A 25,591-nucleotide genomic window follows, 5' to 3' on the forward strand; every position below is an offset into this window, starting at 1 on the left:
ATGGGGGCGGAATCGGCCGCAAGAGCCGTGTCCTGCACCCGGGCGGCGTAGAACAGCGCAAGCCGGGCAGCCACTGGAGGACCGGGTCTTCGGACACGGGCGAGCGGTCTGCCGGCGGTGGGGAGTGACACGTTGATGGGCACGGCGGAGCGGCGCGAGGCGCCCGAGGAGGGCACTGCGGCGCGGAAGACCAGAGGAGGCACCGGCGAACCCGGCGGGCTCGCCGGGAAGGCCTCCTACCGGCCTTTGTGGGTCGAGGAGCCGGCCCGGCGGCGCCGGTTGCCGGACCCGGTACGGACGGCGGCCGTACGGGCGGTGCTCATCATCGCGGTGACGCTCGTCCAGGCCATGGTGGCCTTCCTGTGCACGCTGGCCGGGTCCTGGCTGGCGTTCCCCATGGTCATCAGCAGTGTCGTCAGTACGATCCTGGCGACCTGGGGGGTCCTGGACGTCTGGGTGACCCGCCAGGTCTGGAATCAGCGCTACGGCGTGGTGTCCGCGCCCAGCAGCACCGCGCGGGCCCTGCGCCGGGAGCGGCGCCGCGCCCGCCGTCAGCAGCGGTCCGCCCAGCGGGCGCAGGCTCGAATACGCCGACGGGGCGGAGCCGGGCAGCTGTCGCACCCCTGACGGCACTCCCGGCGGCGCACAGGATCTCGGTAGGCTGAGGTTGCGTATGCCGCGCCTGCAAGCGCTGCGCGCAATACTTCCCGGGCGCGGGTGACCGTCGCAGCGAGGGCGGCCGGCACCGGCCCGCACCGGGCCGACAGATGGTGAGAGCCGAGCCATGACCGGCGAGCGGAAACAGCCCGGGGAGAACGGGAGGGGCACGACGAGTGCCGTGCGGTCGGTGGACCGTGCGGTGAGCGTGCTGGAGATCCTGGCGCGGCACGGCGAGGCGGGTGTCACGGAGATCGCCGGCGAACTGGGCGTGCACAAGTCCACGGCCTTCAGGCTGCTCGGTGTCCTGGAGAACCGCGGGCTGGTGTCCCAGACGAAGGACCGCGGCAAGTACCACCTGGGCGCCGGTGTGCTGCGCCTCGCGGGGGCGGCCGCCGTGCGGCTGGACATCTCGCAGGAGGGCATCCCGGTGTGCCGGGAACTCGCCGACGAACTCGGCGAGACGGTGAACATAGCGGTGCTGGACGACGACGCCGCCGTCAACATCATGCAGGCCCGGGGCACGGCGTCGGTCACCGCGCAGAACTGGCTCGGCAGGCGCACCCCGCTGCACGCCACCGCCGGCGGCAAGGTGTTCCTGGCCCACCTGCCACCCTCCGTTCGTGAGGGCCACCTCGCGCGCCCGCTGCACCGGTTCACGGAGCGGACGATCACCACGGCACGGAGACTGCGCGATGAGCTGGAGACGGCGGTCGAGCACGGGTACGCCGCCACGCTCGAGGAACTGGAGCTGGGGCTCGCGGCCGTCGCCGCGCCGGTCCGCTCACACGACGGCACGGTGATCGCGGCGATCAGCGTCTCGGGACCGGTGTACCGGCTGCGTGCGGACCGGCTGCCCGAGCTGGGCGGCCGGACGGCGACGGCGGCGGCCGAGCTGTCCCGGCGCATGGGTTACGGCTTCTGAGCCGCACCCGGGGGACAGCTGATCAGCCACCCGTCGCCACGGGCCGCTTGAACATGCGGGTCGCCGTGATCTCGCTGTGCGCCTCCTCGGCCGGATCCTGCTGGGGAAGCCCCGGCCGGAGGTGTTCCTCCACGCTGATGTACTTCAGGCCGGCCCGCAGGTCGGCGTCGTTCCGCAATCGGATGACCAGCGGGAACTCCGCGAGAGCCGTCGTGTCGAACAGACCGGTCGTGTACAGGAGCTGGACGCCGAGCGCGTCGGCGACCGCGCGCTGGAGCTCCAGGAGGTAGGTGGCGTTGGCGCGGCCGATGGGGTTGTCCAGGAACAATGTGCCGGCGTGGCGGTGCTTGTCCCGGCCGCGGTCGTTGGAGCGCAGCGCGGCCATCGTGCAGTACAGGGCGATGGCCGCGGTGAGCAGCTGGCCGCCGGAGAACACGTCACCCATCTGACCGACCGGTACGCGTTCGGCGCGCAGTACCGCGTCGGGCTTGAGGATCTCGACGGCGACGCCCTTCGGCTGGAGGGCGGCGGCGACCCCGCGCAGCAGCAGGGACATGCCGTCGCGCCGCATGTCGGAGTTCTTCTTGACGGCCGCCCGGGTCGCCTCGTCGACGACCTCGCCGAGCCTCTCGGTGAGGGTGGCCTGGTCGGGTTCCTCGAAGCGGATGCGCAAGAACTCCTGTCCGGACCACTCGCCGAGGCCTTCCGGCAGCCGGGACAGCCGCTGGGCGGAGCGGAGGGTGGCGAGGGAGGACTCGACCAGGCCCCGCAGCCGGTCCACGATCGAGTCGCGGTTGCGCTCCAGCTGCTCCAGCTCGTCGGTGAGGACCCGCAGCCGGGGTGCGAAGGCGTCCGCCCACTTCTGGGCGTGCTCGGGCAGCGCGGAGGCGGGCAGTTCCCGGATCTGCTGGCGTGCGGGGGTGCGGACCTGTTCGTAGCGCGTGGAGTTGGCGTGCCGGACGAGGATGTCGCTCGCCTCGCGCACCGCGGACTCGGCGGCGGACAGGTCGGCGGCGCAGCTCCGCAGCGAGCGGCGGGACTCGGCGGCGGACTGCCGGGCCTCGTCCAGACCGCCCGGATAGGCCTCGGGCTGCTCCTGCTCCTCCTCGGGTGCGTGTTCGCGCAGCAGGTCGCGGAGCATGGCGGCGATCTCGTCGAATCCGCCGGCCGCGTCCTCGGCGGCGCGGTGCGCGTCGAGGAGTTCGGCGTGGGCCTCCCGGGCCTGGCTCAGGGCCTCGCTGCGGGAGGCGAGTTCGGTGGTGGCGGTGCGCAGGAGGGCCTGTGCGTGCTCGGCGTCGCGCGGCACCAGTTCCCCGGGGAGTTCGGTGTGCGCCTCGCCGTCCTCGGGCGCGAGCCGCTCGGCCTCGCCGCGCAGCCGCCCGAGCTGCTCGCTCGCGCTGGACATACGGGCCTCCAGGAGCTGTACCAGCTCCTCGGCTCGGGCGGCGGCGGCCTGCCGGCTGGGCCCGTCGGAGCCGTCGGGCGACTGGAGCAGCTGCTCGGCGCGGGTGCGGACCTTGTTGCTGAGTCGGTCCAGTTCGGCTCGGGCGGCGCTCTCGTCGCTCTCCGCGCGGGCCTGTTCGGCGCGCAGATCGGCACCGACACCGACTTTCTCGTACACCTGGGACGCGGCGCGGTAGGCCTCGCGCAGGGCGGGCAGGGACGACTGCGGTGCTCCGGCGCCGTCCTCGGGGACGTCGTCGGGAGCGCCCGCGATCTCGGAGCGCTCGGCGCGCAGCGCACGTGCGGTGCGTCGGGCGTCGTCGGCGGCGCGCTGGGCGCCGCGCCGGTCCTCGTCGGCGGCGCGCGCCCGTTCCAGACAGGTCTGGGCGCGGGCCTCCGCCTCGGTCGCGTCATCGGCGAGTTCACGCAGCTTGACCTGCCAGCCGGCCCGCTCGCGCAGCCGGAAGGCGAGTCCGGCGAGGGCGTCGGCCGCGCGCCGGGCCTTCTGCGCGGCTTCCTGCCGCTCGTCACGGACGCCGACGGCTTCGGCGGCGGCTTCCTCGGCCTCCGCCCTCACGGTGCGCGCCTCGGCCAGCTCTGCCTCGGACTCCTCGGCGAACGCCCGCGCCTCGTGGGCCGCGCCGGCCAGCTCGGTGAGCCGTCCGGCGGGGCAGCCGGTGCGCCAGGAGGCGAGCCGCGCGACCAGTTCGCGGTCCTTGGCGAGCCGGGCGGCGAGGGCGCGGATCTCCTCGTCCCGCTCGGTCGCCCGGGCGCGCAGCGCCTGCCGTTCCTCGTCGGCGGCGTGCTCGTCGTGCATGGCCGGGTTCGGCGGTACGAGGAAGACGTCCCCCGTGTCCGCGTCCAGCGCGGGGGTGGGGGCGAGCAGGGCGGCGGCGGTGCCGACGGCGACGGCGGACCGAGGCAGCAGGGCGGCGTCGCTCAGTGCCTCGCGGGCTCGGACGTGGGAGTCCGGGTCGGTGATGATGACGCCGTCGACCAGCTCGGGGCGGGTGGCCAGCACCCGCGCGTGGTCGGCCGGGTCGACGGCCTGGGCGAGGTAGCGCCACCCCGGGAGTGCCGGGATGCCGTGCTCACCGAGGAACTCGACCGTCGCCAGCACGTCCGGGCCGGGCGGCAGCAGCCCGCCGTCGCCGAGGGCGCCGAGGATGCGGGCGTCGTCCGCGGCGGCGGTCCGCAGGTCGAACAGCTGCCGTTCGGCGGAGGAGACGGCGTCGTCGAGCAGTTCCCGCAGTTCGTCGGCGAAGCGGTCGAGTTCCTCGGCGGTCAGGGCGCTTTCGCCGAGGGAGGGGCCGGCGTCGGAACGACCCGTGGCCTGGCCGGCGTCCGTACGCCGGTCCGGCGCACCGGTCCGCCGCCTGCCGGGGGTTCCCGGGAGGCTCAGCAGTTCCGCCAGCCGCTGTTCGGCGGCGAGGGCCTCGGCCGTGCGGCGCTCGCTCTCGAGGGCGCGCTCGGCCGCCGTGGCCGCGTCCGCCGCGCGGGCCGCGGTGAGTTCCGCGCGGCTTTCGGCGGCAGCCGCCTCCCGCGCGTGCTCGGTGGCCCGACGGGCCGCCTCGCGGGCGGTGTCCCAGGCGGCGACCGCCGTCTTCTCGGCGTCACTGGCCGCGAGGGCGGCCCGGGCGGGGTCGGCGTCCGGGGCGCTGTCGTCGAGCCAGCCGGCCCGCACGGCCTCGGCGGTCTCCTGCTCGACCTCGGTGAGCCGCTGCCGCAGGTGCCCGACCTCGCTGCGGGCCCGCTGCGCCTCGGTGGCGGCGGCGGTGGAGTCGCGGTAGGCGCCGTCGCTGACCTCCTGGAGGGCGGCGGACCGCTCCTCCTCCTCGTTGGCGAGGTCCTCGGCGTTCTGCGCGGCCGCGTGCAGGGCGCGCACCAGGTCGAGGGCGGCCTTGGCCCGCGCGGCCAGCGCGGGAGCCGCGTCCCGCTCGGCCTCCTGGATCGCGGCGGACACACGGGCGACGCGGTCGGCTGCGGCGCGGTGCCGCAGCACGGCCTCGGCGGCCTGCCAGGCCGAGTAGAGGGTGCGCGCGTCGGCGAGTTCCCGTTTCTGGGCGGCGGCGGCCTTCTCGGCGGCGGAGAGTGCCAGGGAGGCGTGCCGGTAGGCGAGTTCGGCGGAGATCAGCGCACTGTGCTCGCGTGCCGACTCGGCGTGGGTGACGGCGTACGCGGCGGCGGTGACCCGCCCGGCGAGGTCGGCCGCGCGGACGCGTTCCCGGGCGCCGCGCGCGGAGAGCCTGCGGGCCAGGGTGCGGGTGCGGCGCTCGGCGGCGGTGTGGATCTCCCGCGCGCGGGTGCGGGCCTCGGCTGCCTCGACGATCCGGCCCAGCAGGTCGACGGACCCGGCGGTGAAGTCCCGTTCGGCGATCAGCTCGGCACGCCGGCCCAGCTTGTTGCCGAACCCGCTGACCAGATCGGCGAGTCCGTCGGTGTCCCGGGTGTCGGTGACGGCGCGCAGCAGCAGGTCGGTGAAGTCGGAGTCCTTCTTGACCGCGAAGAGGCCGGCGGCCTCGCCCTCGTCGGCGTTCATCTCCCGCTGGTAGCGGAAGAGCTCGGGGTCGAGTCCCAGCTCGCCGAGGTGTTCGGTCCAGCGCTCGTGGGTCTCCTCCCAGTGTGCTTCCAGGTGCGGGTAGTTCTTGCCGGCCTCCGTGAAGGCGTCCCGGAAGCCCTTCATGGTGCGGCGCCGTCCCCGCGCGCCCGACTGGCCCTCGACGGGCGGCCGTACGGCCGTGGACTCGGCGACGGGAAGGTTGTCCAGGCCGAGACCGGGGCCGGGCCGGAAGGAGTACCAGGCCTCGGCGAACTTCCTCGGGTCGTTGGAGACCTGCCGGCCCCGCCACTCGCTGACCTTGCCGACGACCACGCACTCGCCGGTCTGCACGTGCTGCCACTCCAGCGCCACGTGGCCGCAGTCGTCGGCGAGCAGGAACTTGCGCAGCACACCGGAGCTGGCGCCGCCGAGGGTGTTGCGGTGGCCCGGGAGCATCACGGAGAAGATCAGCTTCAGCAGGACCGACTTGCCGCCGCCGTTCTCCAGGAAGAGCACCCCGGCGGGGGCGGGCCGGCGCGGCGGACCGACGGGCTCCTCCTCGAAGAACTCCGCCTGCGTCGGCGCGGGGTCCGGCACGACCCCGCCGACGCCGCGCAGGTCGAGCACGGTGTCGGCGTAGCGCGCACCGGCCGGCCCGATGGAGTAGAGGCGGACCCGGGACAGCTCGTACATGGCGGACTCTCGTGAGGCTTCGTGAGACGGGGGTTCAGACGGAGTGGAACGGCAGGCCGGCGTCGGCGACCAGCTCCAGGTCGTCGCCGTCCTCGGGCGGCAACAGGGTGGGCGTGCCGTCGGTGACCGGGACGACGCCCAGTTCCAGCAGTTCGGCCATGGCGGCGCCGCCCGCCATGTCGCGGACCTGGAGCTGGTAGCGGGCGGTGGTGCGGTACGTGCCGCCGTTGTCGTCGCCGGTGCGCTGCAGGAAGCCGGAGTCGGTGAGGAAGCCGACGGCCTTGGCGACGATGCCGGTGGTCGATCCCGCGAGCCGGCGTGCGTCCTTGGTGGCGCCGGTCGAGCTGCGTCTGGCCCAGATCCGCCAGGCGGCCTCCAGACCGGGGGCGTCACTGGCCGGGTCGGTGTTCTCGCCCTGCTTCGCGGCCCGCTCCTCCAGCCGGTGGCAGGCCTGGCGGACGAAGGCGTCGACGCCGTTGACCGTGACGCGCCCGATGTAGCCGTCGTCGGCGAGGTCCTCGGGGCGGGGGAAGGCCATGGCGGCGACGGCGAGGTGGGCGAGCCCGTGCAGGAACCGGTCGCCGCCGTCGGCGGAGGTACGGCGCGCGTAATCGCCCATGCGGACGGCGAAGACGGAGTCCTCGGCGGCGGTGACGGCCATGCCGGCGCGCGGGGACACCTCCAGCACGATCAGTCCGAGGCCGGTGGCCACTGCATCGGCGAGCCGTGCGAACGGCGGGTCCTCGCGGTAGCGGCGCAGCAGGTCGGCGTACTCCTGGTCACGGGCGGGCTGGAGCTTGGGCTGGAGGCCGAAGGCGACGAGCCGCGCGGCGTCGGCCGCGTCGGCGGGGGTGACGGCGGCGCTCGCCGGTGCGGCCACGGCCTCCGGCTCGCTCCACTCGACGTGCTCGGTCACGGTCGGGACTCCTTGCTCTGGGACACCTCGGTACGGGCTGCTTCCTCCGTCATGCCGCCTCCGACCGGTCCGCGGCCATCCCCGCCGCGTCCAGCAGGGCCGTGCCGACGATGAGGTCGGCACCGCCGAACTCGGGGTCGTCGAGGTCGGTTCCGTCGTCCACGGCGAACAGCAGCTTCCGTTCGCCCTGGCGGTAGGCGGTGCCGACCGGAGGGCTCGCGGCATGGATGGCCAGCAGGGCGACCAGGTAGGGCAGTTCGGGGTCCCGTCGGCGGGCGTCGGCGAGCAGTCCGGACAGCCGGCGCGGTGCGTCGGCCGGCAGGTCCAGCAGCTCCGTGGCGGCCGCCAGCTGCTCCTCGCTGAAGCGGCTGTCGTCGGGCGTGGCGATCAGGTCGGGCTCGGGCATCTCGGCGCCGAGGTGTTCCCGCTCCACGGGTGGCGTCAGCAGGATCTCGACGAGATCGGCGACCCGGACGGAGACCGGGGTGCGCAGCCCGGTGCCGTGGGCGAAGAAGGCGTCGGTGACCCGGGCCGCCCGCTCCACGGGCAGCGGCAGCAGGGGCGCGAGGAGGTGGCCGTAGAGGTCGGTGCCCGAGGCCGACGCGGGGGTGGCGAAGGCCTGCCGGTCCTGTTCGGCGCGGAACAGCGGGCCGGCCTCCAGCAGCCGGGACTGCAGCTGGGTGTGGCGCCGGATGCAGTCCTTGACGATGTCCACCAGCTCGGCCGCCCGGCGTTTGTGCTCGGGGTCCTCGGACTCGTCGCGGGCCTTGCGGATGTTGGTGAGGATCGCGTTCTCGTGGCGGTAGCGGTCCGCCACGTGGTCGAGGGCCTCGGCGATCATGTCGGGCACGGCGCTCAGCCAGTCCACCGCGCGGACGTTGCGGCGGGTGGCGTCCAGGGCCCGGCGCAGGCTCTCGGAGTACTGCACGGTCCGGTAGCGGGCCTGCTCGGCGGCGAGCTGGGCGTCGGCGAGCCTGCCCCGGCTGATCAGCACCTCCAGCTTGACCTCGGCGGCGATCTGCGCGCTGGTGACATCGGTGTCCAGGGCGCCGACCAGGACGTTGACCGCCTCGTCGGTGGTCCGCAGGTACACCGTGCCGCCGGGGCCGGGTACCTCCTCGATCAGCTTGAAGTCGTAGTCACGGCGCACATAGGTGCCGTCCGCCCCGAACACGCCGTACACCGCGCGGAAGCCGCGGTCGACGCTTCCGACGTTGATCAGGTTCTCCAGGACCCAGCGGGCCACCCGCTCGTGCTCGGCGGCGGGTCGGCGCGGGGCCTGGGCGGCGATGCGCGGGATGAGCCGGGCGACTATCTGGTCGTGGTCCGCGCCCGTGTCGAAGTCCATGTTCAGGGTGACGAGGTCGATGGCCGCGAGGGCGATCTCCGCCATGCCGTACACCGAGTACTCACCGGCGAGGTTGGCCTTGCGCGCGTCGAGGTCGTGCAGCGGTGCGGTGCACGCGAGCGCGCGCAGCCGCCGCGCCAGCCCTTCGTCGGCGGCCGGGCCCGGCGCGGACCGCGGCCCCGCGCTGAGCTGGGGCGGAACGCTGTCCGTCGATGCAGGCGAAGTCACGGTGCACAGACTAGGTCCTCGGTCTGACAACAGCCCAAACGGCCGGGTCGCACCCCGGCGCGACGGTCGTCACACCGTCGGCCGGCCGTCCTAGCCGTCCTGGCCGTCCTCGCCGACGCGCCGCCGGTACACCTCGACGACCCGTTCCAGCGAGAGCTCGAGGTAGGCCGCCAGCAGCATCTCGGCCTTGTCGCGGTCCCCCTCCCGCAGGGCCTGGAGAATTCCGACATTGCGCGCGATGTACGGTTCGTGCAGCCGCTGCGGCTCGTCCACGACGTGGAAGGCGAGCCGCAGCTCGGCGAAGACGCTGCGCATCAGCTCGTCCGTACGCTCGCTGGCGGCGAGCGCCACCAGTTCCCGGTGGAAGTGGATGTTGGCCGTCCCCACGCCCTTCCAGTCACCCTCGCGTGCCGCCGTACGCCCCTGTTCCGCCGCCTCGGCGAGCGCGTCGAGCGCGTAGGGCGGGTCACCGAGCCCGCGCACGACGGCGCACTCGACGAGCCGGCGGGTGCGGTAGATGTCCTCGACGTCCTCGACGGTCAGCACCCGGACGAACACGCCCCGGTTCAGCTCGTGGACGAGCAGACGTTCGTGCGTGAGCAGCCGGAACGCCTCGCGCAGCGTGTTGCGGGAGACGCCGAGCGCGCCGCCGATGCTGTCCTCCGACAGCCGCGTCCCGGGCGGGAAGTAGCCCTCGGCGATGCGGCTCCTGAGGATGTCCGCGACCCGCTCGGCGGTGCTGGTCCGGCCCAACAGGGCGCGGTCGTCGGCCAGTCCGCTCAGCTGCTCTCCCATGCCGGGATTCAATCGCACGCGGAAGAACGAGACAACACGGGTATTGAAGGATCGTTCAACGATCCTCTACCTTGCTGGGCAGTGGCACGGCTCACCCCTTCCCGCACCCTCCGTCCTCCCCTGCGAGGTGCCCATGAGCACGCTCCCTCCACCGCGGCCCCTGACCGACGTCACACCTCCCGCGCCGACCGAACACGCCCCCGCCGAAGGGGTGTTCGGCTGGCTGCACGCACTGGGGCCACGCGGCCGACGCGCTTTCGGCGGCGCGTTCGGCGGCTACGCCCTGGACTCGTACGACTACTTCACGCTGCCGTTGACGATGGTCGCGCTCTCGGCGTACTTCGGTCTGGACAGCGGCCAGGCCGGCCTGCTCACGACCGTCACCCTGGTGGTCTCCGCGGTCGGCGGCGCCCTCGCCGGCGTGCTGGCGGACCGCGTCGGCCGGGTCAGGGCGCTGCTGCTGACCGTGGTCACGTACGCGGTGTTCACCGTGGCCTGCGGCTTCGCGCCCGACTACGAGACACTGGTGGTGTTCCGCGCGCTGCAGGGCCTGGGCTTCGGCGGTGAGTGGGCGGTCGGCGCGATCCTGGTCGCCGAGTACGCGAGCGCCCGGCACCGGGGCCGCACCCTCGGCGCGGTCCAGAGTTCCTGGGCCGTGGGCTGGGCGCTGGCCGTGATCGTGTACACGATGATCTTCTCGCTGGTCGACGACGACCTGGCCTGGCGCGTGATGTTCTGGACCGGTGCGCTGCCCGCGCTGCTCGTGGTGTGGGTGCGGCGCAGTGTGCGGGACGCGCCCGAGGCGGCGGCCGCACGGGAGAAGAGCGCGCAGAGGGGATCGTTCGCCGCGATCTTCCGGACGGGCCGGCCGGGATCACCGGGTCTGCTGCGCACCACACTCTTCGCCGTGCTGCTCTCCACCGGCGTCCAGGGCGGCTACTACACCCTCGCCACCTGGGTGCCGACCTATCTGAAGACGGAGCGCGACCTGTCGGTCATCGGCACCGGCGGCTATCTGACGTTCCTGATCTCGGGTGCCTTCATCGGCTACCTGACCGGCGGCCACCTCACCGACCGGCTGGGCCGCCGGCGCAACATCTGGCTGTTCGCGCTGCTGTCCGCGCTCTGCATCCTGGTGTACACGAACATCCCGGGCGGTGCCGACACCGCGATCCTCGTGCTCGGTTTCCCGCTCGGGTTCTGCATGTCGGCGATCTTCAGCGGCTTCGGCTCCTACCTGAGCGAGCTGTACCCGACGGCGGTGCGCGGTACGGGACAGGGCTTCACGTACAACACCGGACGCGCCGTGGGCGCCGTCTTCCCCACGACGGTCGGCTTCCTCGCCGACGGCTGGGGCGTGGGCGGGGCGCTGGTCTTCGGCGCGATCGGCTACGGCATCGCGGCACTGGCGCTGCTGGGGCTGCCGGAGACGCGCGGGAAGGAACTGGAGTGACCCACACAGACGACCGCACGCCGGCCACCGTGGACGACCGCCCCGTGACACTGGCCGACGAGCACGCGCGCGCGTGGAGCCCCCGTGCGGCGCGCTCCCGCTTCCGGGAGGGCCTGACGGGCCCCACGGCCGGTGTGGCCGCGGGGCACACGCAGGCCAATCTGATCTCGGTGCCCGCCGACTGGGCGTACGACATGCTGCTGTTCTGCCAGCGCAACCCCAAGCCCTGCCCGGTCCTGGACGTCACCGACGCCGGGTCCACGACCACCGTCCTCGCCGCGGACGCGGACCTGCGCACCGATCTGCCGCGCTACCGCGTGTGGGAACACGGCGAGCTGGTGGACGAGCCGACGGACGTACGGGCGCACTGGCGCGGTGATCTGGTGTCGTTCCTGATCGGCTGCAGTTTCACGTTCGAGTGGGCGCTGACGGCGGCGGGCGTTCCGGTCCGGCACGTCGAGCAGGGCCGCAACGTTCCGATGTACGTGACGAGCTGGCAGTGCCGTCCGGCCGGGCGGCTGCGCGGGCCGATGGTGGTGTCCATGCGGCCGGTGCCGCCGGAGCACCTCTCCGCGGCGATCCGGGAGAGCAGTCTGCTGCCGGCGGTGCACGGCGGGCCCGTACACTGCGGCGACCCCTCCGGGCTGGGCGTCGACGACCTCGGCCGCCCGGACTTCGGCGACCCGGTGGACCTCGAGCCGGACGACATCCCGGTGTTCTGGGCCTGCGGAGTGACCCCGCAGGCAGCGGTCATGGCCTCCCGTCCGCCGTTCGCCATCACGCACGCACCGGGCCAGATGTTCCTCAGCGACGCCCGCGACGAGCAGTTCCGCGTGGCCTGACCGGGCTGTGCGGCACCAGACAGGAGAAACGAAGAACCCATGACGTCGATCGATCTGAACGCCGACCTCGGCGAGGGGTTCGGCCGCTGGCGGCTCACCGACGACGAGCGGCTGCTGTCCGTGGTGACCAGCGCCAACGTGGCGTGCGGTTTCCACGCCGGGGACGCGTCCACCATGCGCCGGGTGTGCGAGCTCGCGGCCGGGCGCGGGGTGCGGATCGGCGCCCAGGTCTCCTACCGGGACCTGGCCGGGTTCGGGCGGCGCGCGATGGACGTGCCGCCCGCCGAACTGGCGGCCGAGGTCGCCTACCAGATCGGCGCCCTGGAGGTGTTCGCCCACGCGGCGGGCTCCCGCGTGGCGTACGTCAAACCGCACGGGGCGCTGTACAACCGGGTGGTGCACGACGAGGAGCAGGCCGGCGCGGTCGTCGACGGGGTGCTCCTGGCGGACGCCACGCTGCCCGTGCTCGGTCTGCCGGGCTCACGGCTGCTGGAACTGGCCGGGGAGGCGGGTCTGCCGGTGGTCACGGAGGCGTTCGCCGACCGGGCGTACACCGACGGGGGCACACTGGTGCCGCGCCGTCGGGAGGGCGCCGTGGTCACCGATCCGGAGTCGGTGGTGGCCCGCTCGGTGGACCTGGCCCGCCACGGGGAGGTCGACGCGCACTCGGGACGGCGCATCGAGGTGCGGGCGCGTTCCCTGTGTCTGCACGGTGACACGCCCGGCGCGGTGGACCTGGCGCGACGGGTCCGCGACGCGCTGGAGGCGTCCGGGGTCCGGGTGGAGGCCTTCGTATGAGGGTGCTGCCCGTCGGCGAGGACGCCCTGCTCGTCGAGGTCTCCTCGGGCGACGAGGCCCAGGCGCTCCACGCGGAGTTGCTGCGGCGCCGCGCGGAGGGCTCGTTGCCGGTCGGCGAGATCGTCCCGGCGGCGTGCACGGTGCTGCTCGACGGCCTGTCCGATCCGTCCCGGCTGGCCGCCGAGCTGGCCTCCCTCGAGCTGCCGCCCGTGCCCCCGCGCACGCGGGAGACGGTCGAGATCCCGGTGCGCTACGACGGTCCGGACCTCGCGGACGTCGCCGCGCACTGGGGCGTCACCGCGCGGGAGGCCGCCCACGTCCACGCGAGCACCGAGTTCCGCGTCGCCTTCTGCGGATTCGCGCCCGGCTTCGGCTACCTCACCGGTCTGCCCGCGCGCTACGACGTGCCCCGCCGGACCACTCCGCGCACCATCGTCCCGGCCGGCTCGGTGGCGCTGGCGGGGCCCTACACCGGCGTGTACCCGCGGCCCTCACCGGGCGGCTGGCAGCTGATCGGTACGACCGACCTCGTGCTGTGGGACCACTCGCGCGTGCCCGCGGCGCTGCTCTCCCCCGGCACGCGTGTGCGCTTCGTCCCGGTGGCCGCGACGGGGCCCGCGGGATGACGGACCGTGCGCTCGCCGTCGTACGCGCGGGAGCCCTCACCACCGTGCAGGACCGGGGCCGCCCGGGGCACGCCCACCTCGGTGTGCCCCGCTCGGGGGCGCTGGACGGGCCCGCGGCGGCGCTCGCCAACCGGCTGGCCGGAAACCCGCCGGATGCGGCCGTCCTGGAGACGACCCTCGACGGCTGCTCCCTGCGGCCCCGTTCGACGGTCACCGTGGCGGTCACCGGGGCTCCCTGCCCGGTCACCGTGGACGGCCGGCCGGCCGCCTGGGGCGCGCCGGTGCGCGTGCGCGCCGGATCCGTGCTGGACGTCGGCGCGGCGGTCTCCGGCATACGCGCCTATGTGGCCGTCTCCGGGGGGATCGCCGTCGAACCGGTGCTCGGCAGCCGTTCCACGGACCTGCTCTCCGGTCTCGGCCCGGCCCCCCTCACGGACGGCGCCGTGCTTCCCCTCGGCCCTCCGCGGGAGGGCCACGCGCGCGTGGACGTCGCCCCGCAGCCGGCGCCCCCGGACGAACTCGTGCTGCGCGTGGCACCGGGGCCGCGCGATGACTGGTTCACCCCGGCCGCCGTACGCCTCTTCACGTCCCGCGCGTACCACGTGTCACCGGCGAGCAACCGCATCGGACTGCGCACGACCGGACCGGCCCTGGAGCGGGCCCGGCGGGACGAACTCCCCAGCGAGGGCGTGGTGCTGGGCGCGGTCCAGGTGCCGCCCGACGGCACGCCGATGGTCTTCCTGGCCGACCATCCGACCACCGGGGGTTACCCGGTGATCGCGGTCGTCCACCCCGTCGACCTCCCGGCCGCCGCGCAGGCACGCCCCGGCACACCGGTCCGCTTCGTCGCCGTACGCCGCCGACGCCCGTCCGGCGGATGAGACCCGGGCCGTGGGGCTGAGGCCGCGCCGGTGACCGGCATCGGCTCGCGGCGCCCGCGGGGGTCGGGGCGCGGGCGGCGACGTCATGGCCGTCCCCTCACGGGTGGACGGACGTGACCACGCCGACGTGGATCCCTCCCGGCGGAACGCGCCGGGAGGGTCGTCTCCCTCACCCACGCGGGCCGGGCGGCGCCCACGCACGCCCGACCCGCGGGCCGTCCGCGCGGAAGGGGTCACACGGCGGGCTCCTCAGGGCCGATCCGGCTGCGTACGGCGGTCTGCACCTCGGCCTCCTCGGCCGGGTCGGCGGCGAGCCGGCGCAGACGCTCGACGACCCGGGTGTCCCCGGTCTCGGCGTGCCGGGCGGCGATCTCGCGGGTGGACTCCTCACAGTCCCACAGGCACTCGACGGCGAACCCGGTGCCGTAGGAGGGATCGGTCGCGGCGAGGGCCCGGGCGGCGCGGCCCCGCAGATGGGACGAGGCGGTCTCGCGGTAGATGTGGCGGAGCACAGGGGCTGCGCAGGCGATGCCGAGGCGTCCGGCGCCGTCGACGAGGGTCCACAGGGTGGGCGCGTCGGGGCCCTCGCCCCGTACCGCCTCCCGCAGCGCCGCGAGGACCAGGTCACGGTCCTGGGCACCGCCCCGGCAGGCGAGGACCCGGCCGGCGGCGGCGCCGAGCGGGTCGGGCCGACGGGCCCAGCCGCGCGCCCGGTCGACAGCGGCGAGACTGCGCATACGTTCGAATGCGTCGACGGCGGCCTCCACGACGGCCGTCGAGCCGGTGGCCACGGCGCCCTCGATCAGGCCGAGGGCGTCGGGATCGTCGCCGTCGGCGAGGTAGCGCAGGGCGGCGCACCGGGCCCCCTCGGCGCCGTCCCGGGCGGCCCGGACGATCTCGGGCCGGTCCTCGGGTCCCGCCACGGCGGCGAGGCAGCGGGCGGCCGGGACGTGGAGCGCGGCGCCGCGCTCGACGCCTTGCTGCGCCCACTCGAACACCGCCCGCACGCTCCAGCCGGGACGGGGCCCGGTGGGGCGCATCTGCCGCTGCCAGCGGTCGAAGGAACCGGCCTCCTGGGCGGCGCGCACGCGCCTGGCGACGGACTCGCGGGGGTCGTCGGCCCACAATCGCCAGGGCCGTGGTTCGAAGGCGTCGCGGACGGTGGCGGCGAGCTCCGCCTCGCCCTCGGCATCGGTGGTGAACCGCGCGAGGACCGGGGCGGCCAGGGCACGCAGGCCCGCGTCGTCGTCCCTCAGGGCCAGCTCGTCCAGGGCCCAGGCCCAGTTGGCGCCGTGGGCGGCGTACCTGCGCAACAGGTCGAGGGCGTCCCGCCTGCCGTAGGACGCGAGGTGCCCGAGGACCGCGAGGGCGAGTCCGGTACGGGACTCGTCGGTGTCGAGGACGTCCTCGGGGTCGAAGAGGTGGGCCTCGATCGCGTCCAGTTCGCCGTGCAGATCGAGGTAGAGGCGGGCGTAGTAGAGGGAGCGGTTCTCCACCTGCCAGTCGTGGCGCGGGTCGTGCAGCACACAGTGGTTGAGCGCCGCGAGCGCCTCGGATCGCGGAGCGGTGAGCGCGTGCAGCGTGCCGTCGCCACGGCCCCGCTGGAGCAGGCCGAGCAGCGTACCGCTGGGCGCTATGACCGGATCGAACATGGGAAACAGCCTCACATCAAGCGTCGACGCAACCGGGGACGTGCATTACCTGGCCGCGTGACAACACGTCGGGGCGCCCGCCGTTTCCTGCTTGCTGTAGACCATCTCTCTCTGCCTCTCGTCGGTGGCCCATGCGGACCGCATCACGGCCCGCGCGGTGCGGCAACACCTGCCCAGCCATCGCGTCCGTGAATCACGTCGTCATGATGACCCGGCGGTCACATCTACCGCGACCGAAATTTCGGCGGCCCCGTACCGCCTCCCCCGTTTTCCTTGTCGTCGCTGGTCAGAGCGTGTCGCTCAGTGCTCGCCGAACAGCTCGAGCAGTTCCGTGCGGGCGAACATCCGGGCCGTGTCGACGGCCGAGGGGGTGCCCGCGGACGGGTCCGCGCCGCCCTTCAGGAGGGCCTGGATCACCTCGGCCTCCCCCTTGAAGACCGCTCCCGCGAGTGGTGTCTGGCCCCGGTCGTTGACGCGGTCGGCGTCGGCGCCGCGCTCCAGCAGCGCGCCCACCGCCTCGGCGTGACCGTGGTACGCGGCGAGCATCACGAGGGAGTCGCCCCGGTCGTTGGTGAGGTCGGCCGGCACGCCCGCGTCCACGTAGGCCACGAGCTCCTCGGTCCGGCCGCGCCGGGCCAGATCGAAGATCTTGGTCGCCAGCTCCACGACCTCGGGGTCGGGGGCTTCAGTCATCGCCGGACCACCTCTCACTGCACGCGCTTCACGCATCGGGGACAGGGCGTACGTCTGCGAGCGGTGCAGAGCCGTACGGGTGAAACGCCAGGGTACTGGCTCGCCGGGCACATGAGCCGTCGCGCCCGAGGTAATGATCACGGCGGGCCCATCCGGGTTAAACGACGGGAATCGACCCAGTTGCACCTTTTATCGTATAGATACATTCTGTGATCCTGGACGCACTCGTGGTGACTGTCCCCCGTGAACCAGGAGAACTCACATGATCATCTCGATCTCATGCGTGGTGCTGCTCGGCATCGTCGTCTTCATCTTCTTCCGCAAGGACGGGCTGAAGGCGTCGCACGCCCTGGTGGCCATGCTCTTCGGCTTCTATCTGGCCAGCACGGCCATCGCGCCCAGCATCAAGGCGGGCGGCGAGAGCCTGGCCGGCCTCCTGGGCGGATTCAAATTCTGATCCGCCCCGCACCACGCACCGTCCGCCCGTACGCACCCTCTGGAGACAGCAGTGGCCCGGCGCCCTCTTCCCCGCATCCTGAGCAACGGCGGCGCACAGCTCGCCCGAAGCCGGGAGCTGGCCAGAACGGCGGCCGACAGTGCGACGGACGTCCTCCACCCGCTGATCACCATCGCGCGCGGTCTGCGCCGGCTGGCTTCGGCCGGGCGGCGCAGGTGGGCCGACACGCCCAAGGACCGGCGCGGCGCGCTGTTCTTCCTGACGGTCTCGGTCCTGCTGGCCGTGGCGCTCGCGCCGTACGGTCCGCTGCTCGCCGTCGTCACCCTGATGGCGGCGGCGGCCTGGCAGGGCCGGGACCGCGCCCCCTCGGCGCCCGCCGGACCCGACACCTCACAGGCCCAGCGCCTGAAGTCGCTCTACGAGGCCCTGGTGCCGTACTTCTCCGCCGCCGAGGACCCCGAACCGCTCTACACCCACGGCGGCGACTGGGGGAAGGTCTTCTCCGGGTACGAGTTCGACCCCACCGGCCGGATCACGCACCTGGAGATCCGCTACCCCGCCTACTTCACCGACGGCGAGCCGGAGTCGAGGGCGCGGATCGAGCACCTGCTCGGCGCGAAGTCGGGGCGCGGCCGCGAATACCACTTCGCATGGGACGAGGAGGCCAACCAGCTCGCGGTCCGCGTCCTCGCGCCCCTGCCCACCGACATCGCCGCCCAGCCCTTCGTCACGGCCCCCGGGGAGACGGTCCTCGGCTTCACCGACCCCACCGGGGTGCAGCGGACGCTGCCGCTCACCCGTGGCGTCCACGGCGAGGAGCGGCGCGACGTCCCGCCCGTCGTCTGGCGCACCGGCATCCGCTCCACCGAGCCCCATCTGCTCGCGGTAGGCCAGCCGGGCAGCGGCACCTCGACGCTGTTGCGCTCCATCGCCCTGCAGGCCCTCCACCACGGCGACGTGGTGATCGTCGACGGGGGCGGCACCGGCGAGTACGCCTGCCTGACCGGCCGGGACGGCGTGCTCACCGTGGAATGCGGGCTGTCGGGGGCGCTGACGAGCCTGGAATGGGCCGCGCACGAGACGGAGCGCCGGCTGATCGCGGCCAACCACGCGCATCAGGCGGGCGACCCGCCGCCCGAAGACACCAGGCGACCCCTGTGGCTGCTGCTGGACCGACCGAGCACGTTCACGCACCTGGCCGCCGCGGACGGCCGCAAGGATCCCCAGTCACTGCTCCAGGTTCCGCTGCGGCACGGCCGCCCGGCGAACGTCACCGTGGTCGTCGCCGAACAGCTCGACAGCCTGGACGGCCTCGGTGATCCGGTACGGCAGCACACGCGCGCGCGGGTCGTCCTCGGGCCCGCGACGGCGGAGCAGCTGAGGGCCGTGCTGGGGGCGCCGCCGCACACCACACCGCTCGACCAGGTCCCGCCGGGGCGCGGCTACGCCCGACTGGGCTCGGGACCGGTCCACCGTCTCCAGGTTCCGGCGACGCCGGACCCGTACGACGACGCGACCAACGAGGCGGAGCGGGAGGCGGTGCTCGATCTGTTGCCGCCCCGGACGACGCCCGCGGACGAGGAGCCGGGGCGGCTGGGTGCGGGGGTGGTCGCGGTGGAGTCCGTGCGGCTGGGCAAGGTGACGGTGGAGAAGGCGGCCGCGGCGGGGGCCGGCGCCGAGGCGGAGGCGTCTCCGGAGACGGCGGGCCCCGACGCAGTCGCCGCGAAGCCGGCGTCCGAGGAGGCGGCGGTCATGGAGTCGTCCTCCTAGCGGACCGCCGGACGGGCGTTTCCCGGTGGCGCGCCTCCTGCTCGCCGGGCGGCGGTACACGGCAACGGCGCCTCGCGGCCCGTGCCGCTGCCGGCCCGGACTCCCGCTCGGCCGTCCGCAGGTGCACCGGCGTCCTGGTCACGCCACGAACGTGCGGGGTGTCTCCGTACCGGACGTGCCGCCCGTCTCGACGATGCGGGCCGCCGCCGAGAGGCGTACCGCCGCCTCCTCGGCGACGGCGCCGCCCACCGTGAAGGGCAGCCGTACGTAGCCCTCGAACGCTCCGTCGACTCCGAAGCGGGGGCCGGACGGTACCCGTACGCCGACCCGTTCGCCCGCCTCGGCGAGCCGGGAACCGGAGAGGCCGCCGGTGCGCACCCACAGCGTGAGCCCGCCGCGCGGCACCTCGAACTCCCAGTCGGGCAGCTCCCGCCGTACCGCGGTCACCAGCTCGTCCCGGTTCCGCCGGGCCTGGGCGCGCCGTACCTCCACCGCCCGTTCCCAGCCGCCGGTGCCGAACAGCCAGTTCACGGCCAGCTGTTCCAGCACGGGCGTGCCCAGATCGGCGTACGCGCGTGCGGCGACGAGGCTGCGGACGACGTCGGGGGCCGCGCGCACCCAGCCGATGCGCATCCCGGCCCAGAAGGCCTTGCTCGCCGATCCGACCGTGATCACCGTGGATCCGGCCGGGTCGAAGGCGCACACCGGGCGCGGCATCTCCACGTCCGCGTCGAGCCACAGCTCGCTCATCGTCTCGTCGGCGACCAGCACCGTGCCCGCGGAACGCGCCGCGTCCACCAGGCGGCGTCGCTGGTCCTCGTCGGCGAGCGCGCCGGTCGGGTTGTGGAAGTCGGCGACGACGTACGCGATACGGGGCGCCGCCTCGCGCAGCACCTGGCGCCAGCGGTCCAGGTCCCAGCCGGTCAGCCCTTCGGCCATGGCGACGGGGACGAGCCGGGCGCCGGCCTCCCGCATCAGCTGGAGGATGTTGGCGTAGGACGGCGACTCGACGGCGATGCGCTCGCCGCGTCCCCCGAAGAGGTGACAGATGGCGTCGATGGCACCCATCGCACCGGTCGTCACCATGATCTGCTCGGGCATGGTCGGGATGCCCCGCGCGGTGTAGCGGTCCGCGATCATCGAGCGCAGCGCGGGCAGCCCGGCGGGATAGTCGCCGTGGGTGTGCGCGTACGGCGGAAGCTCCGCCAGCGCGCCCTGGACGGCCCGGGTGAGCCAGGGCTCGGGCGCGGGCAGCGCGGCGCAGCCGAGGTCGATCATCGAGCCGAGGGCCTCGGGCGGCAGCGGTTCCAGTCCCCGTGCGGGGACCGGATTGCCCGCCGGGACCGCGGTCCAGCTGCCCGCGCCGCGCCGCGACTCCAGGAACCCCTCGGCACGCAGCGCCTCGTAGGCGGCGGCGACGGTGGTACGGCTGACGGAGAGGGCGAGGGCCAGCTCCCGCTCGGCGGGCAGCCGCGCGGCCACCGGTACGCGCCCCTCCAGCACCAGCAGGCGGATGCCGTCGGCGAGCGCGCGGTAGGCGGGCGGGCGGCGGGTCCCGGGACCGGCCGGACGGTCCTGCTGGGAGTTGAGCAGCCGGGCGAGCTGCGCCGCCCCCACCGCCGAGGTCCACTGCGCCATGAGAATCAGTCCACCTTCCCCGGATTGGCCATGGATGACATCGTCGTCCAAGCCACAGGGTGTCATGTGTCGGTCCACTTCCACCACAGGGGGCACGTTTTGGCCAGGTACTCGTCACGGCGCGGACATCTCGCACGGCGACTGGTCCAGCTGTACGCGGGGCTGGCGCTGTACGGCGCGAGCTCGGCGCTGCTGGTGCGGTCGGGGCTCGGCCTCGAACCGTGGAACGTGCTGCACCAGGGCCTGTCCGAGCGGACGGGGCTGTCGATGGGCGTGGTGCTGACCCTCGTGGGCGCGGCGGTGCTGCTGCTGTGGATCCCGCTGCGCCAGCGGCCGGGACTGGGCACCGTCTCCAATGTGCTGGTGATCGGCGCGGCGATGGACGCGACCCTGGCCGTGGTGCCCGACGCGCACGCCGTGGCCGTACGCGTACCGCTGATGGCGGCGGGCATCGTGCTCAACGGCGCGGCGACCGGGCTGTACATCGCGGCGCGCTTCGGCCCGGGTCCGCGCGACGGGCTGATGACGGGTCTGCACCGGCGCACCGGGGTGTCGGTCCGCCTGGTCCGCACGGCCATCGAGATCACGGTCGTCGTCACCGGCTTCGTCCTCGGCGGCACGGTGGGCGTCGGTACCTTGTTGTACGCGGTGACGATCGGTCCGCTCGCCCAGCTGTTCCTGCGCGTCTTCGCCGTCCCCCCGGCACCCGACGGCGGCACGGTCGTCGCCGCCGGTCGACCACGGCGCGCGATACTGCGTCCGTGACCCCGCGGATACGCCACCCCTACCTCGACCATCCCGGTCCCATCGCCTTCGCCCACCGGGGCGGGGCGGCGGACGGCCTGGAGAACACCGTCCGGCAGTTCCGGCGCGCCGTCGAGGCGGGCTACCGGTACATCGAGACCGACGTCCACGCCACGCGCGACGGCCGGCTCGTCGCCTTCCACGACGCGACGCTCGACCGGGTGACGGACGGCTCGGGCCGGATCGCCGACCTGTCGTGGCGGGACGTGGCGCACGCGCGCGTGGCGGGAGGGGAGCCGGTCCCCTTGTTCGAGGAACTCCTGGAGGCCTTCCCCGAGGCGCGCTGGAACGTCGACGTGAAGGCCGAACCGGCCCTCCTGCCGTTCCTGGAGCTGATCGGGCGCACTGGCTCCTGGGACCGGATCTGCCTCGGCTCGTTCTCCGAGACCCGTGTGGTGCGCGCCCAGCGGCTGGCCGGTCCGCGGCTGGCCACCTCCTACGGCACCCGGGGCGTGCTGAACCTGCGACTGCGGTCCTGGGGGCTGCCGGCCGCGGTGCGCCGGTCGGCCGTCGCCGCCCAGGTCCCCGAGCAGCGGTCGGGCGTCCAGGTGGTCGACCACCGGTTCGTACGGGCCGCCCACGCGCACGGCCTGCAGGTGCACGTGTGGACGGTCAACGAGGCCGAGCGGATGCACCGGCTCCTGGACCTCGGAGTGGATGGCATCATGACCGATCACATCGGCACACTGCGCAAGGTCATGGAGGACCGGGGCATCTGGGTCTGAGACCGTGCCCGGCCGCCTCCGTGCGTTCACGGGGAAGCGAGGGCACGGGTGGGCACCGACACCGTGCGGTCACCGGCGCCGGACGAGGCCGCCGACCGGCGGCGCGAGCAGCGCGGCTGGTACTTCTACGACTGGGCGTGCTCCGTGTACTCCACGAGCGTGCTCACCGTGTTCCTCGGCCCCTACCTGACGTCGGTCGCCGAGGCGGCGGCGGACGCGGACGGGTTCGTCCACCCCCTGGGCGTACCGGTGCGCGCGGGGTCCTTCTTCGCCTACTCGGTCTCCCTCTCGGTGATCCTGGCCGTGCTGGTGATGCCGCTGGTGGGCGCCGCCGCCGACCGCACCGGACGCAAGAAGCCGCTGCTCGCGGCCGCCGCCTACACCGGCGCCGCGGCCACCGCGGGCATGTTCCTCCTGAGCGGCGAGCGCTATCTGCTCGGCGGCGTGCTGCTGGTGGTGGCGAACGCGGCGCAGTCGGTCGCGATGATGCTCTACAACTCCTACCTCCCGCAGATCGCCCCGCCCGAGGAACGCGACGCGGTCTCCTCGCGCGGGTGGGCCTTCGGGTACGCGGCCGGGTCCCTGGTCCTCGTCCTGAACCTCGTCCTCTACACCGGTCACGAGAACTTCGGCGTCTCCGAGGGCATGGCGGTGCGCATCTGCCTGGCGTCGGCCGGTCTGTGGTGGGGCGCCTTCGCGCTGATTCCGCTGCGTCGGCTGCGCGACCGCCGCGCTCCCGCGCGGGAGGCGGCCCTGCCGGGCTTCCGGCAACTGGCGGCGACCGTCCGCGACATGCGCCGGCACCCGCTGACGCTGGCGTTCCTGCTGGCGTACCTGGTCTACAACGACGGCATCCAGACGGTGATCACCCAGGCCTCGGTGTACGGCTCGAAGGAACTGGGGCTCGGGCAGTCGACGCTCATCGTGGCCGTGCTGCTGGTCCAGGTGCTGGCGGTGGCGGGCGCGCTGGCTCTGGGCCGGCTGGCCCGGCGGTACGGCGCGAAGCGCGCGATCCTCGGCTCCCTGGTCGCCTGGACCCTGACCCTGGCCGCCGGGTACTTCCTGCCCGCCGAAGCCCCCGTGTGGTTCTTCGTGCTGGCGGCCGGAATCGGCCTGGTCCTCGGCGGCAGCCAGGCGCTGTCCCGCTCGCTCTTCTCCCATCTCGTACCGCCCGGCAAGGAGGCCGAGTACTTCTCGGCGTACGAGGTGAGCGACCGCGGGACGAGCTGGCTCGGACCGCTGTTGTTCGGCCTCGCCTACCAGCTGACGGGCAGCTATCGGGACGCGGTCGTCTCCCTGGTGGGCTTCTTCGTCCTGGGCTTCGTGCTGCTCGCGCGGGTTCCGGTGCGGCGGGCGATCGCCGAAGCGGGCAACCCGGTCCCCGAACGGATTTAGCGTTGGGCGCGAAAGGGCTGTAGTGTACGCGTTTGGCCTGCCAGGCGTACCGTTACTGCGCGTCAAAGATGCCGAACGCTGAGTCATATCTCCTTATGGGTGTGACAAACCGGACGTCGGGGGGTACTGCACTGGTTGACAAGGCCGCGGCTACGACGGCGACGCATGACCCGGATCGGGGCTCCGGACGGGAATCTTTACCGCCGCCCGGACGTTGACCGGATGACGACGACAGCGACACCTGTCCTGTGGGCGACAAGCCCGGGAGGCACGATTCATGAGTGAGCGAGCTCTTCGCGGCACGCGCCTCGTGGTGACCAGCTACGAGACGGACCGCGGCATCGACCTGGCCCCGCGCCAGGCCGTGGAGTACGCATGCGAGAAGGGGCACCGCTTCGAGATGCCCTTCTCGGTCGAGGCGGAGATCCCGCCGGAGTGGGAGTGCAAGGTCTGCGGTGCCCAGGCACTCCTGGTGGACGGCGACGGCCCCGAGGAGAAGAAGGCCAAGCCCGCGCGTACGCATTGGGACATGCTGATGGAGCGGCGCACCCGAGAGGAACTCGAAGAGGTCCTCGAGGAGCGTCTCGCCGTTCTGCGCTCCGGTGCGATGAACATCGCGGTCCATCCCAGGGACAGCCGAAAGTCGGCTTGATCCCTCCGGGGACCTGGGCGAAGCCACACAGCAGCACAGGACCGCGGGCGCCGTACACGACGTACGGCGCCCGCGGTCCTGTCTGCTGGTGACGGCCCGGCCGCCCTCAGCGGGAGAGCGGCGGTCGCGGCCCCTGCGAGGTGTGTTCCGCGGCGCTCCCGGGCTCGTCCCGGATGACCTCGCCCTGGACGACCTTGCCGTCGGGCCGACGGATGCGGGCCTGCTGGAAGACGTCCCCGAGGGAGCCCCCCGCGGCTTCGCGGAGTTTGCGGTCGAAGGTGCGCTCGGCGTAACGGCTCACGGCCTTCTGCACCGGCGGCACCAGCAGGAGCAGTCCCACCACGTCCGAGATCACGCCGGGGATGATCAGCAGCAGGCCGCCCAGCATCGTCAGGCCGTTGCCCTCGCTGTTCGGCCGGGCTTCGGGGAGCACCCCGCCCTGCTGCTGTTGCAGCGTCTCGGTCAGGTTCTTGAAGGCCCGTCGGCCGGCCCGCTTGATGACGATCGAACCGAGGACGATGCCGGCCGCCAGGACCAGGAAGACCACCAGCCCGTTCGACGCCCCGGCGACCATGGTGAGCAGCCAGATCTCCAGCACGAGCCATGCGGCGAAGCCCAGCGGCAGGAAGGCGCGCAGCCGGGAGCGCCGGGGGCGGACGGGATATGGGGTCTGAGCGCCAGTCGTCATGCCCCCAGTGTGCCTGGGACCGGCTCAGCACGGGATAAGCGGGATCACCGTGGTGAGCGTGCGGCCGTACGCCTACGGCCCGGACCGCTCGACGTCCGGCTCGAGCCGCTTGACGTCCCGCTCGGCCTGCTGCTTGTCGTCGCCGCGCCCGAGGACCTTGCCGACCCGCTCCCCCACGCCCCACGCCGTGACCCGCCACAGCGCCTCGACGAGGATGTCGCGGCTCATCTTGGAGTCGCCGAGTTCGCGCTCGACGAAGGTGATGGGAACCTCGACGACGTGGTAGCCGGCCCTCACCGCCCGGCGGGCCAGGTCGACCTGGAAGCAGTACCCCTGGGATGCCACTTCCTCCAGGCCGAGGCCCTCCAGCGTCTCCCGGCGGAAGGCGCGGAAGCCTCCGGTGATGTCGCGCAGCGGCAGATCGAGCGCCATGCGCGAGTAGAGGCTGCCTCCGCGCGAGATGAACTCACGGGACTTCGGCCAGTTCACCACCCGGCCGCCGGGCACCCAGCGCGAACCGAGCACCAGGTCGGCGCCCTTGAGGGCGGTCAGCAGACGGGGCAGTTCCTCGGGCTGGTGGGAGCCGTCGGCGTCCATCTCGACCAGCACGCCGTAGCCGTGCTCCATGCCCCAGCGGAAGCCCGCGAGGTAGGCCGCGCCCAAGCCCTCCTTGCCCTCGCGGTGCAACACCTGGACCTGGTCGTCCCCGGCGGCCAGTTCGTCGGCGAGCCTGCCCGTGCCGTCGGGACTGTTGTCGTCGGCCACGAGAACGTGCGCCTCGGGAACGGCCTCGCGCACCCGGCCGACGATCGCCTTGATGTTCTCCGCCTCGTTGTAGGTCGGGATGATCACCAAAGCCGTGCCGAGCGGGCCGAAGTTCCTCCCCTGGGATCCTGCCGCGAGGGTCCCGTCGCCGTCGTTCACTGCTGCCCCTTCATCTCCTGTGCGCAGGATCCCACCATAGTGGGCACGG

At 73.5% G+C, this 25,591-nt stretch carries 22 protein-coding genes; 13 read left to right on the forward strand and 9 right to left on the reverse strand.

The features are described 5' to 3' along the window. Positions 1 to 135 precede the first annotated feature (135 nt). Both ACZ8ZB_RS05765 and ACZ8ZB_RS05770 read left to right on the forward strand, forming a co-directional pair. Positions 136 to 627 (forward strand): hypothetical protein, encoded by a 492-nt coding sequence (locus ACZ8ZB_RS05765; protein WP_470736630.1) that lies wholly within the window; start codon positions 136 to 138, stop codon positions 625 to 627. Between the two features lie 157 nt (positions 628 to 784). Then, complete coding sequence (locus ACZ8ZB_RS05770) at positions 785 to 1,582, forward strand: IclR family transcriptional regulator (RefSeq protein WP_470736631.1); 798 nt, start codon at positions 785 to 787, stop codon at positions 1,580 to 1,582. 22 nt (positions 1,583 to 1,604) lie between these two features. Here ACZ8ZB_RS05770 and ACZ8ZB_RS05775 read toward each other — a convergent pair whose 3' ends face one another. The 4 genes from ACZ8ZB_RS05775 to ACZ8ZB_RS05790 all read right to left on the reverse strand — a co-directional run bounded on the left by ACZ8ZB_RS05775 (position 1,605) and on the right by ACZ8ZB_RS05790 (position 9,544). After that, positions 1,605 to 6,257, reverse strand: coding sequence for a hypothetical protein (locus tag ACZ8ZB_RS05775; protein ID WP_470736632.1), 4,653 nt, complete (start codon positions 6,255 to 6,257; stop codon positions 1,605 to 1,607). Positions 6,258 to 6,291: 34 nt separating this feature from the next. Further along, positions 6,292 to 7,173 (reverse strand): hypothetical protein, encoded by an 882-nt coding sequence (locus ACZ8ZB_RS05780; RefSeq protein WP_470736633.1) that lies wholly within the window; start codon positions 7,171 to 7,173, stop codon positions 6,292 to 6,294. 49 nt (positions 7,174 to 7,222) lie between these two features. Then, the gene (locus tag ACZ8ZB_RS05785) at positions 7,223 to 8,749 is read right to left on the reverse strand and encodes a hypothetical protein (protein ID WP_470736634.1); all 1,527 of its coding nucleotides are present in this window, start codon (positions 8,747 to 8,749) and stop codon (positions 7,223 to 7,225) included. Positions 8,750 to 8,839: 90 nt separating this feature from the next. Continuing rightward, positions 8,840 to 9,544, reverse strand: coding sequence for a GntR family transcriptional regulator (locus ACZ8ZB_RS05790; protein WP_470736635.1), 705 nt, complete (start codon positions 9,542 to 9,544; stop codon positions 8,840 to 8,842). 133 nt (positions 9,545 to 9,677) lie between these two features. Between ACZ8ZB_RS05790 and ACZ8ZB_RS05795 the strand changes: the two genes are divergently transcribed. The 5 genes from ACZ8ZB_RS05795 to ACZ8ZB_RS05815 are packed head-to-tail and all read left to right on the forward strand — an operon-like array spanning position 9,678 to position 14,144. Continuing rightward, positions 9,678 to 10,997, forward strand: a complete 1,320-nt coding sequence (locus tag ACZ8ZB_RS05795; RefSeq protein WP_470736636.1) for an MFS transporter — start codon at positions 9,678 to 9,680, stop codon at positions 10,995 to 10,997. Further along, positions 10,994 to 11,839: a putative hydro-lyase gene (locus ACZ8ZB_RS05800; protein WP_470736637.1), complete on the forward strand. Its 846-nt coding sequence runs from the start codon at positions 10,994 to 10,996 to the stop codon at positions 11,837 to 11,839. Before ACZ8ZB_RS05795 ends, ACZ8ZB_RS05800 begins: the two co-directional genes overlap by 4 nt. Positions 11,840 to 11,878: 39 nt before the next feature. After that, complete coding sequence (locus ACZ8ZB_RS05805; RefSeq protein WP_470736638.1) at positions 11,879 to 12,637, forward strand: LamB/YcsF family protein; 759 nt, start codon at positions 11,879 to 11,881, stop codon at positions 12,635 to 12,637. Next, entirely contained in the window at positions 12,634 to 13,263 is a 630-nt protein-coding gene (locus ACZ8ZB_RS05810; RefSeq protein ID WP_470736639.1) for a 5-oxoprolinase subunit B family protein, read from the forward strand. The genes ACZ8ZB_RS05805 and ACZ8ZB_RS05810 overlap by 4 nt, the downstream gene beginning before the upstream one ends. Next, the gene (locus tag ACZ8ZB_RS05815; RefSeq protein ID WP_470736640.1) at positions 13,260 to 14,144 is read left to right on the forward strand and encodes a 5-oxoprolinase subunit C family protein; all 885 of its coding nucleotides are present in this window, start codon (positions 13,260 to 13,262) and stop codon (positions 14,142 to 14,144) included. Before ACZ8ZB_RS05810 ends, ACZ8ZB_RS05815 begins: the two co-directional genes overlap by 4 nt. Before the next feature lie 233 nt (positions 14,145 to 14,377). Here ACZ8ZB_RS05815 and ACZ8ZB_RS05820 read toward each other — a convergent pair whose 3' ends face one another. Both ACZ8ZB_RS05820 and ACZ8ZB_RS05825 read right to left on the reverse strand, forming a co-directional pair. After that, positions 14,378 to 15,796: a HEAT repeat domain-containing protein gene (locus ACZ8ZB_RS05820; RefSeq protein WP_470736641.1), complete on the reverse strand. Its 1,419-nt coding sequence runs from the start codon at positions 15,794 to 15,796 to the stop codon at positions 14,378 to 14,380. Between the two features lie 300 nt (positions 15,797 to 16,096). After that, positions 16,097 to 16,489: an ankyrin repeat domain-containing protein gene (locus ACZ8ZB_RS05825; RefSeq protein ID WP_470736642.1), complete on the reverse strand. Its 393-nt coding sequence runs from the start codon at positions 16,487 to 16,489 to the stop codon at positions 16,097 to 16,099. Positions 16,490 to 16,751: 262 nt separating this feature from the next. On the opposite strand from ACZ8ZB_RS05825, the gene ACZ8ZB_RS05830 reads away from it, so the two are divergent. After that, positions 16,752 to 16,946: a hypothetical protein gene (locus tag ACZ8ZB_RS05830; RefSeq protein ID WP_190167020.1), complete on the forward strand. Its 195-nt coding sequence runs from the start codon at positions 16,752 to 16,754 to the stop codon at positions 16,944 to 16,946. Between the two features lie 51 nt (positions 16,947 to 16,997). Beyond that, positions 16,998 to 18,716: a P-loop NTPase family protein gene (locus ACZ8ZB_RS05835; RefSeq protein WP_470736643.1), complete on the forward strand. Its 1,719-nt coding sequence runs from the start codon at positions 16,998 to 17,000 to the stop codon at positions 18,714 to 18,716. Positions 18,717 to 18,854: 138 nt separating this feature from the next. Here ACZ8ZB_RS05835 and ACZ8ZB_RS05840 read toward each other — a convergent pair whose 3' ends face one another. Next, positions 18,855 to 20,354: an SCO1417 family PLP biosynthesis transcription factor gene (locus ACZ8ZB_RS05840; protein WP_470736644.1), complete on the reverse strand. Its 1,500-nt coding sequence runs from the start codon at positions 20,352 to 20,354 to the stop codon at positions 18,855 to 18,857. 30 nt (positions 20,355 to 20,384) lie between these two features. Here ACZ8ZB_RS05840 and yczE point away from each other — a divergent pair, with 30 nt between their 5' ends. From yczE to ACZ8ZB_RS05860, 4 genes are all read left to right on the forward strand, one after another. Then, the gene (yczE, locus tag ACZ8ZB_RS05845; protein WP_470736645.1) at positions 20,385 to 21,119 is read left to right on the forward strand and encodes a membrane protein YczE; all 735 of its coding nucleotides are present in this window, start codon (positions 20,385 to 20,387) and stop codon (positions 21,117 to 21,119) included. Beyond that, positions 21,116 to 21,883, forward strand: a complete 768-nt coding sequence (locus tag ACZ8ZB_RS05850; protein ID WP_470736646.1) for a glycerophosphodiester phosphodiesterase — start codon at positions 21,116 to 21,118, stop codon at positions 21,881 to 21,883. The genes yczE and ACZ8ZB_RS05850 overlap by 4 nt, the downstream gene beginning before the upstream one ends. Before the next feature lie 48 nt (positions 21,884 to 21,931). Then, positions 21,932 to 23,278 carry an MFS transporter gene (locus ACZ8ZB_RS05855; RefSeq protein ID WP_470736647.1) on the forward strand — a complete coding sequence of 449 codons (1,347 nt, stop codon included), beginning with the start codon at positions 21,932 to 21,934 and terminating at the stop codon, positions 23,276 to 23,278. Between the two features lie 277 nt (positions 23,279 to 23,555). Beyond that, positions 23,556 to 23,930, forward strand: coding sequence for an RNA polymerase-binding protein RbpA (locus ACZ8ZB_RS05860; RefSeq protein ID WP_003977404.1), 375 nt, complete (start codon positions 23,556 to 23,558; stop codon positions 23,928 to 23,930). 106 nt (positions 23,931 to 24,036) lie between these two features. On the opposite strand, the gene fxsA is transcribed toward ACZ8ZB_RS05860, so the two are convergent. After that, positions 24,037 to 24,618, reverse strand: coding sequence for an FxsA family membrane protein (gene fxsA, locus ACZ8ZB_RS05865; RefSeq protein ID WP_470736648.1), 582 nt, complete (start codon positions 24,616 to 24,618; stop codon positions 24,037 to 24,039). A gap of 72 nt (positions 24,619 to 24,690) precedes the next feature. Next, positions 24,691 to 25,542, reverse strand: a complete 852-nt coding sequence (locus tag ACZ8ZB_RS05870) for a polyprenol monophosphomannose synthase (RefSeq protein WP_470736649.1) — start codon at positions 25,540 to 25,542, stop codon at positions 24,691 to 24,693. Positions 25,543 to 25,591: the final 49 nt, after the last annotated feature.

The organism is Streptomyces sp. 12E, assembly GCF_055633275.1.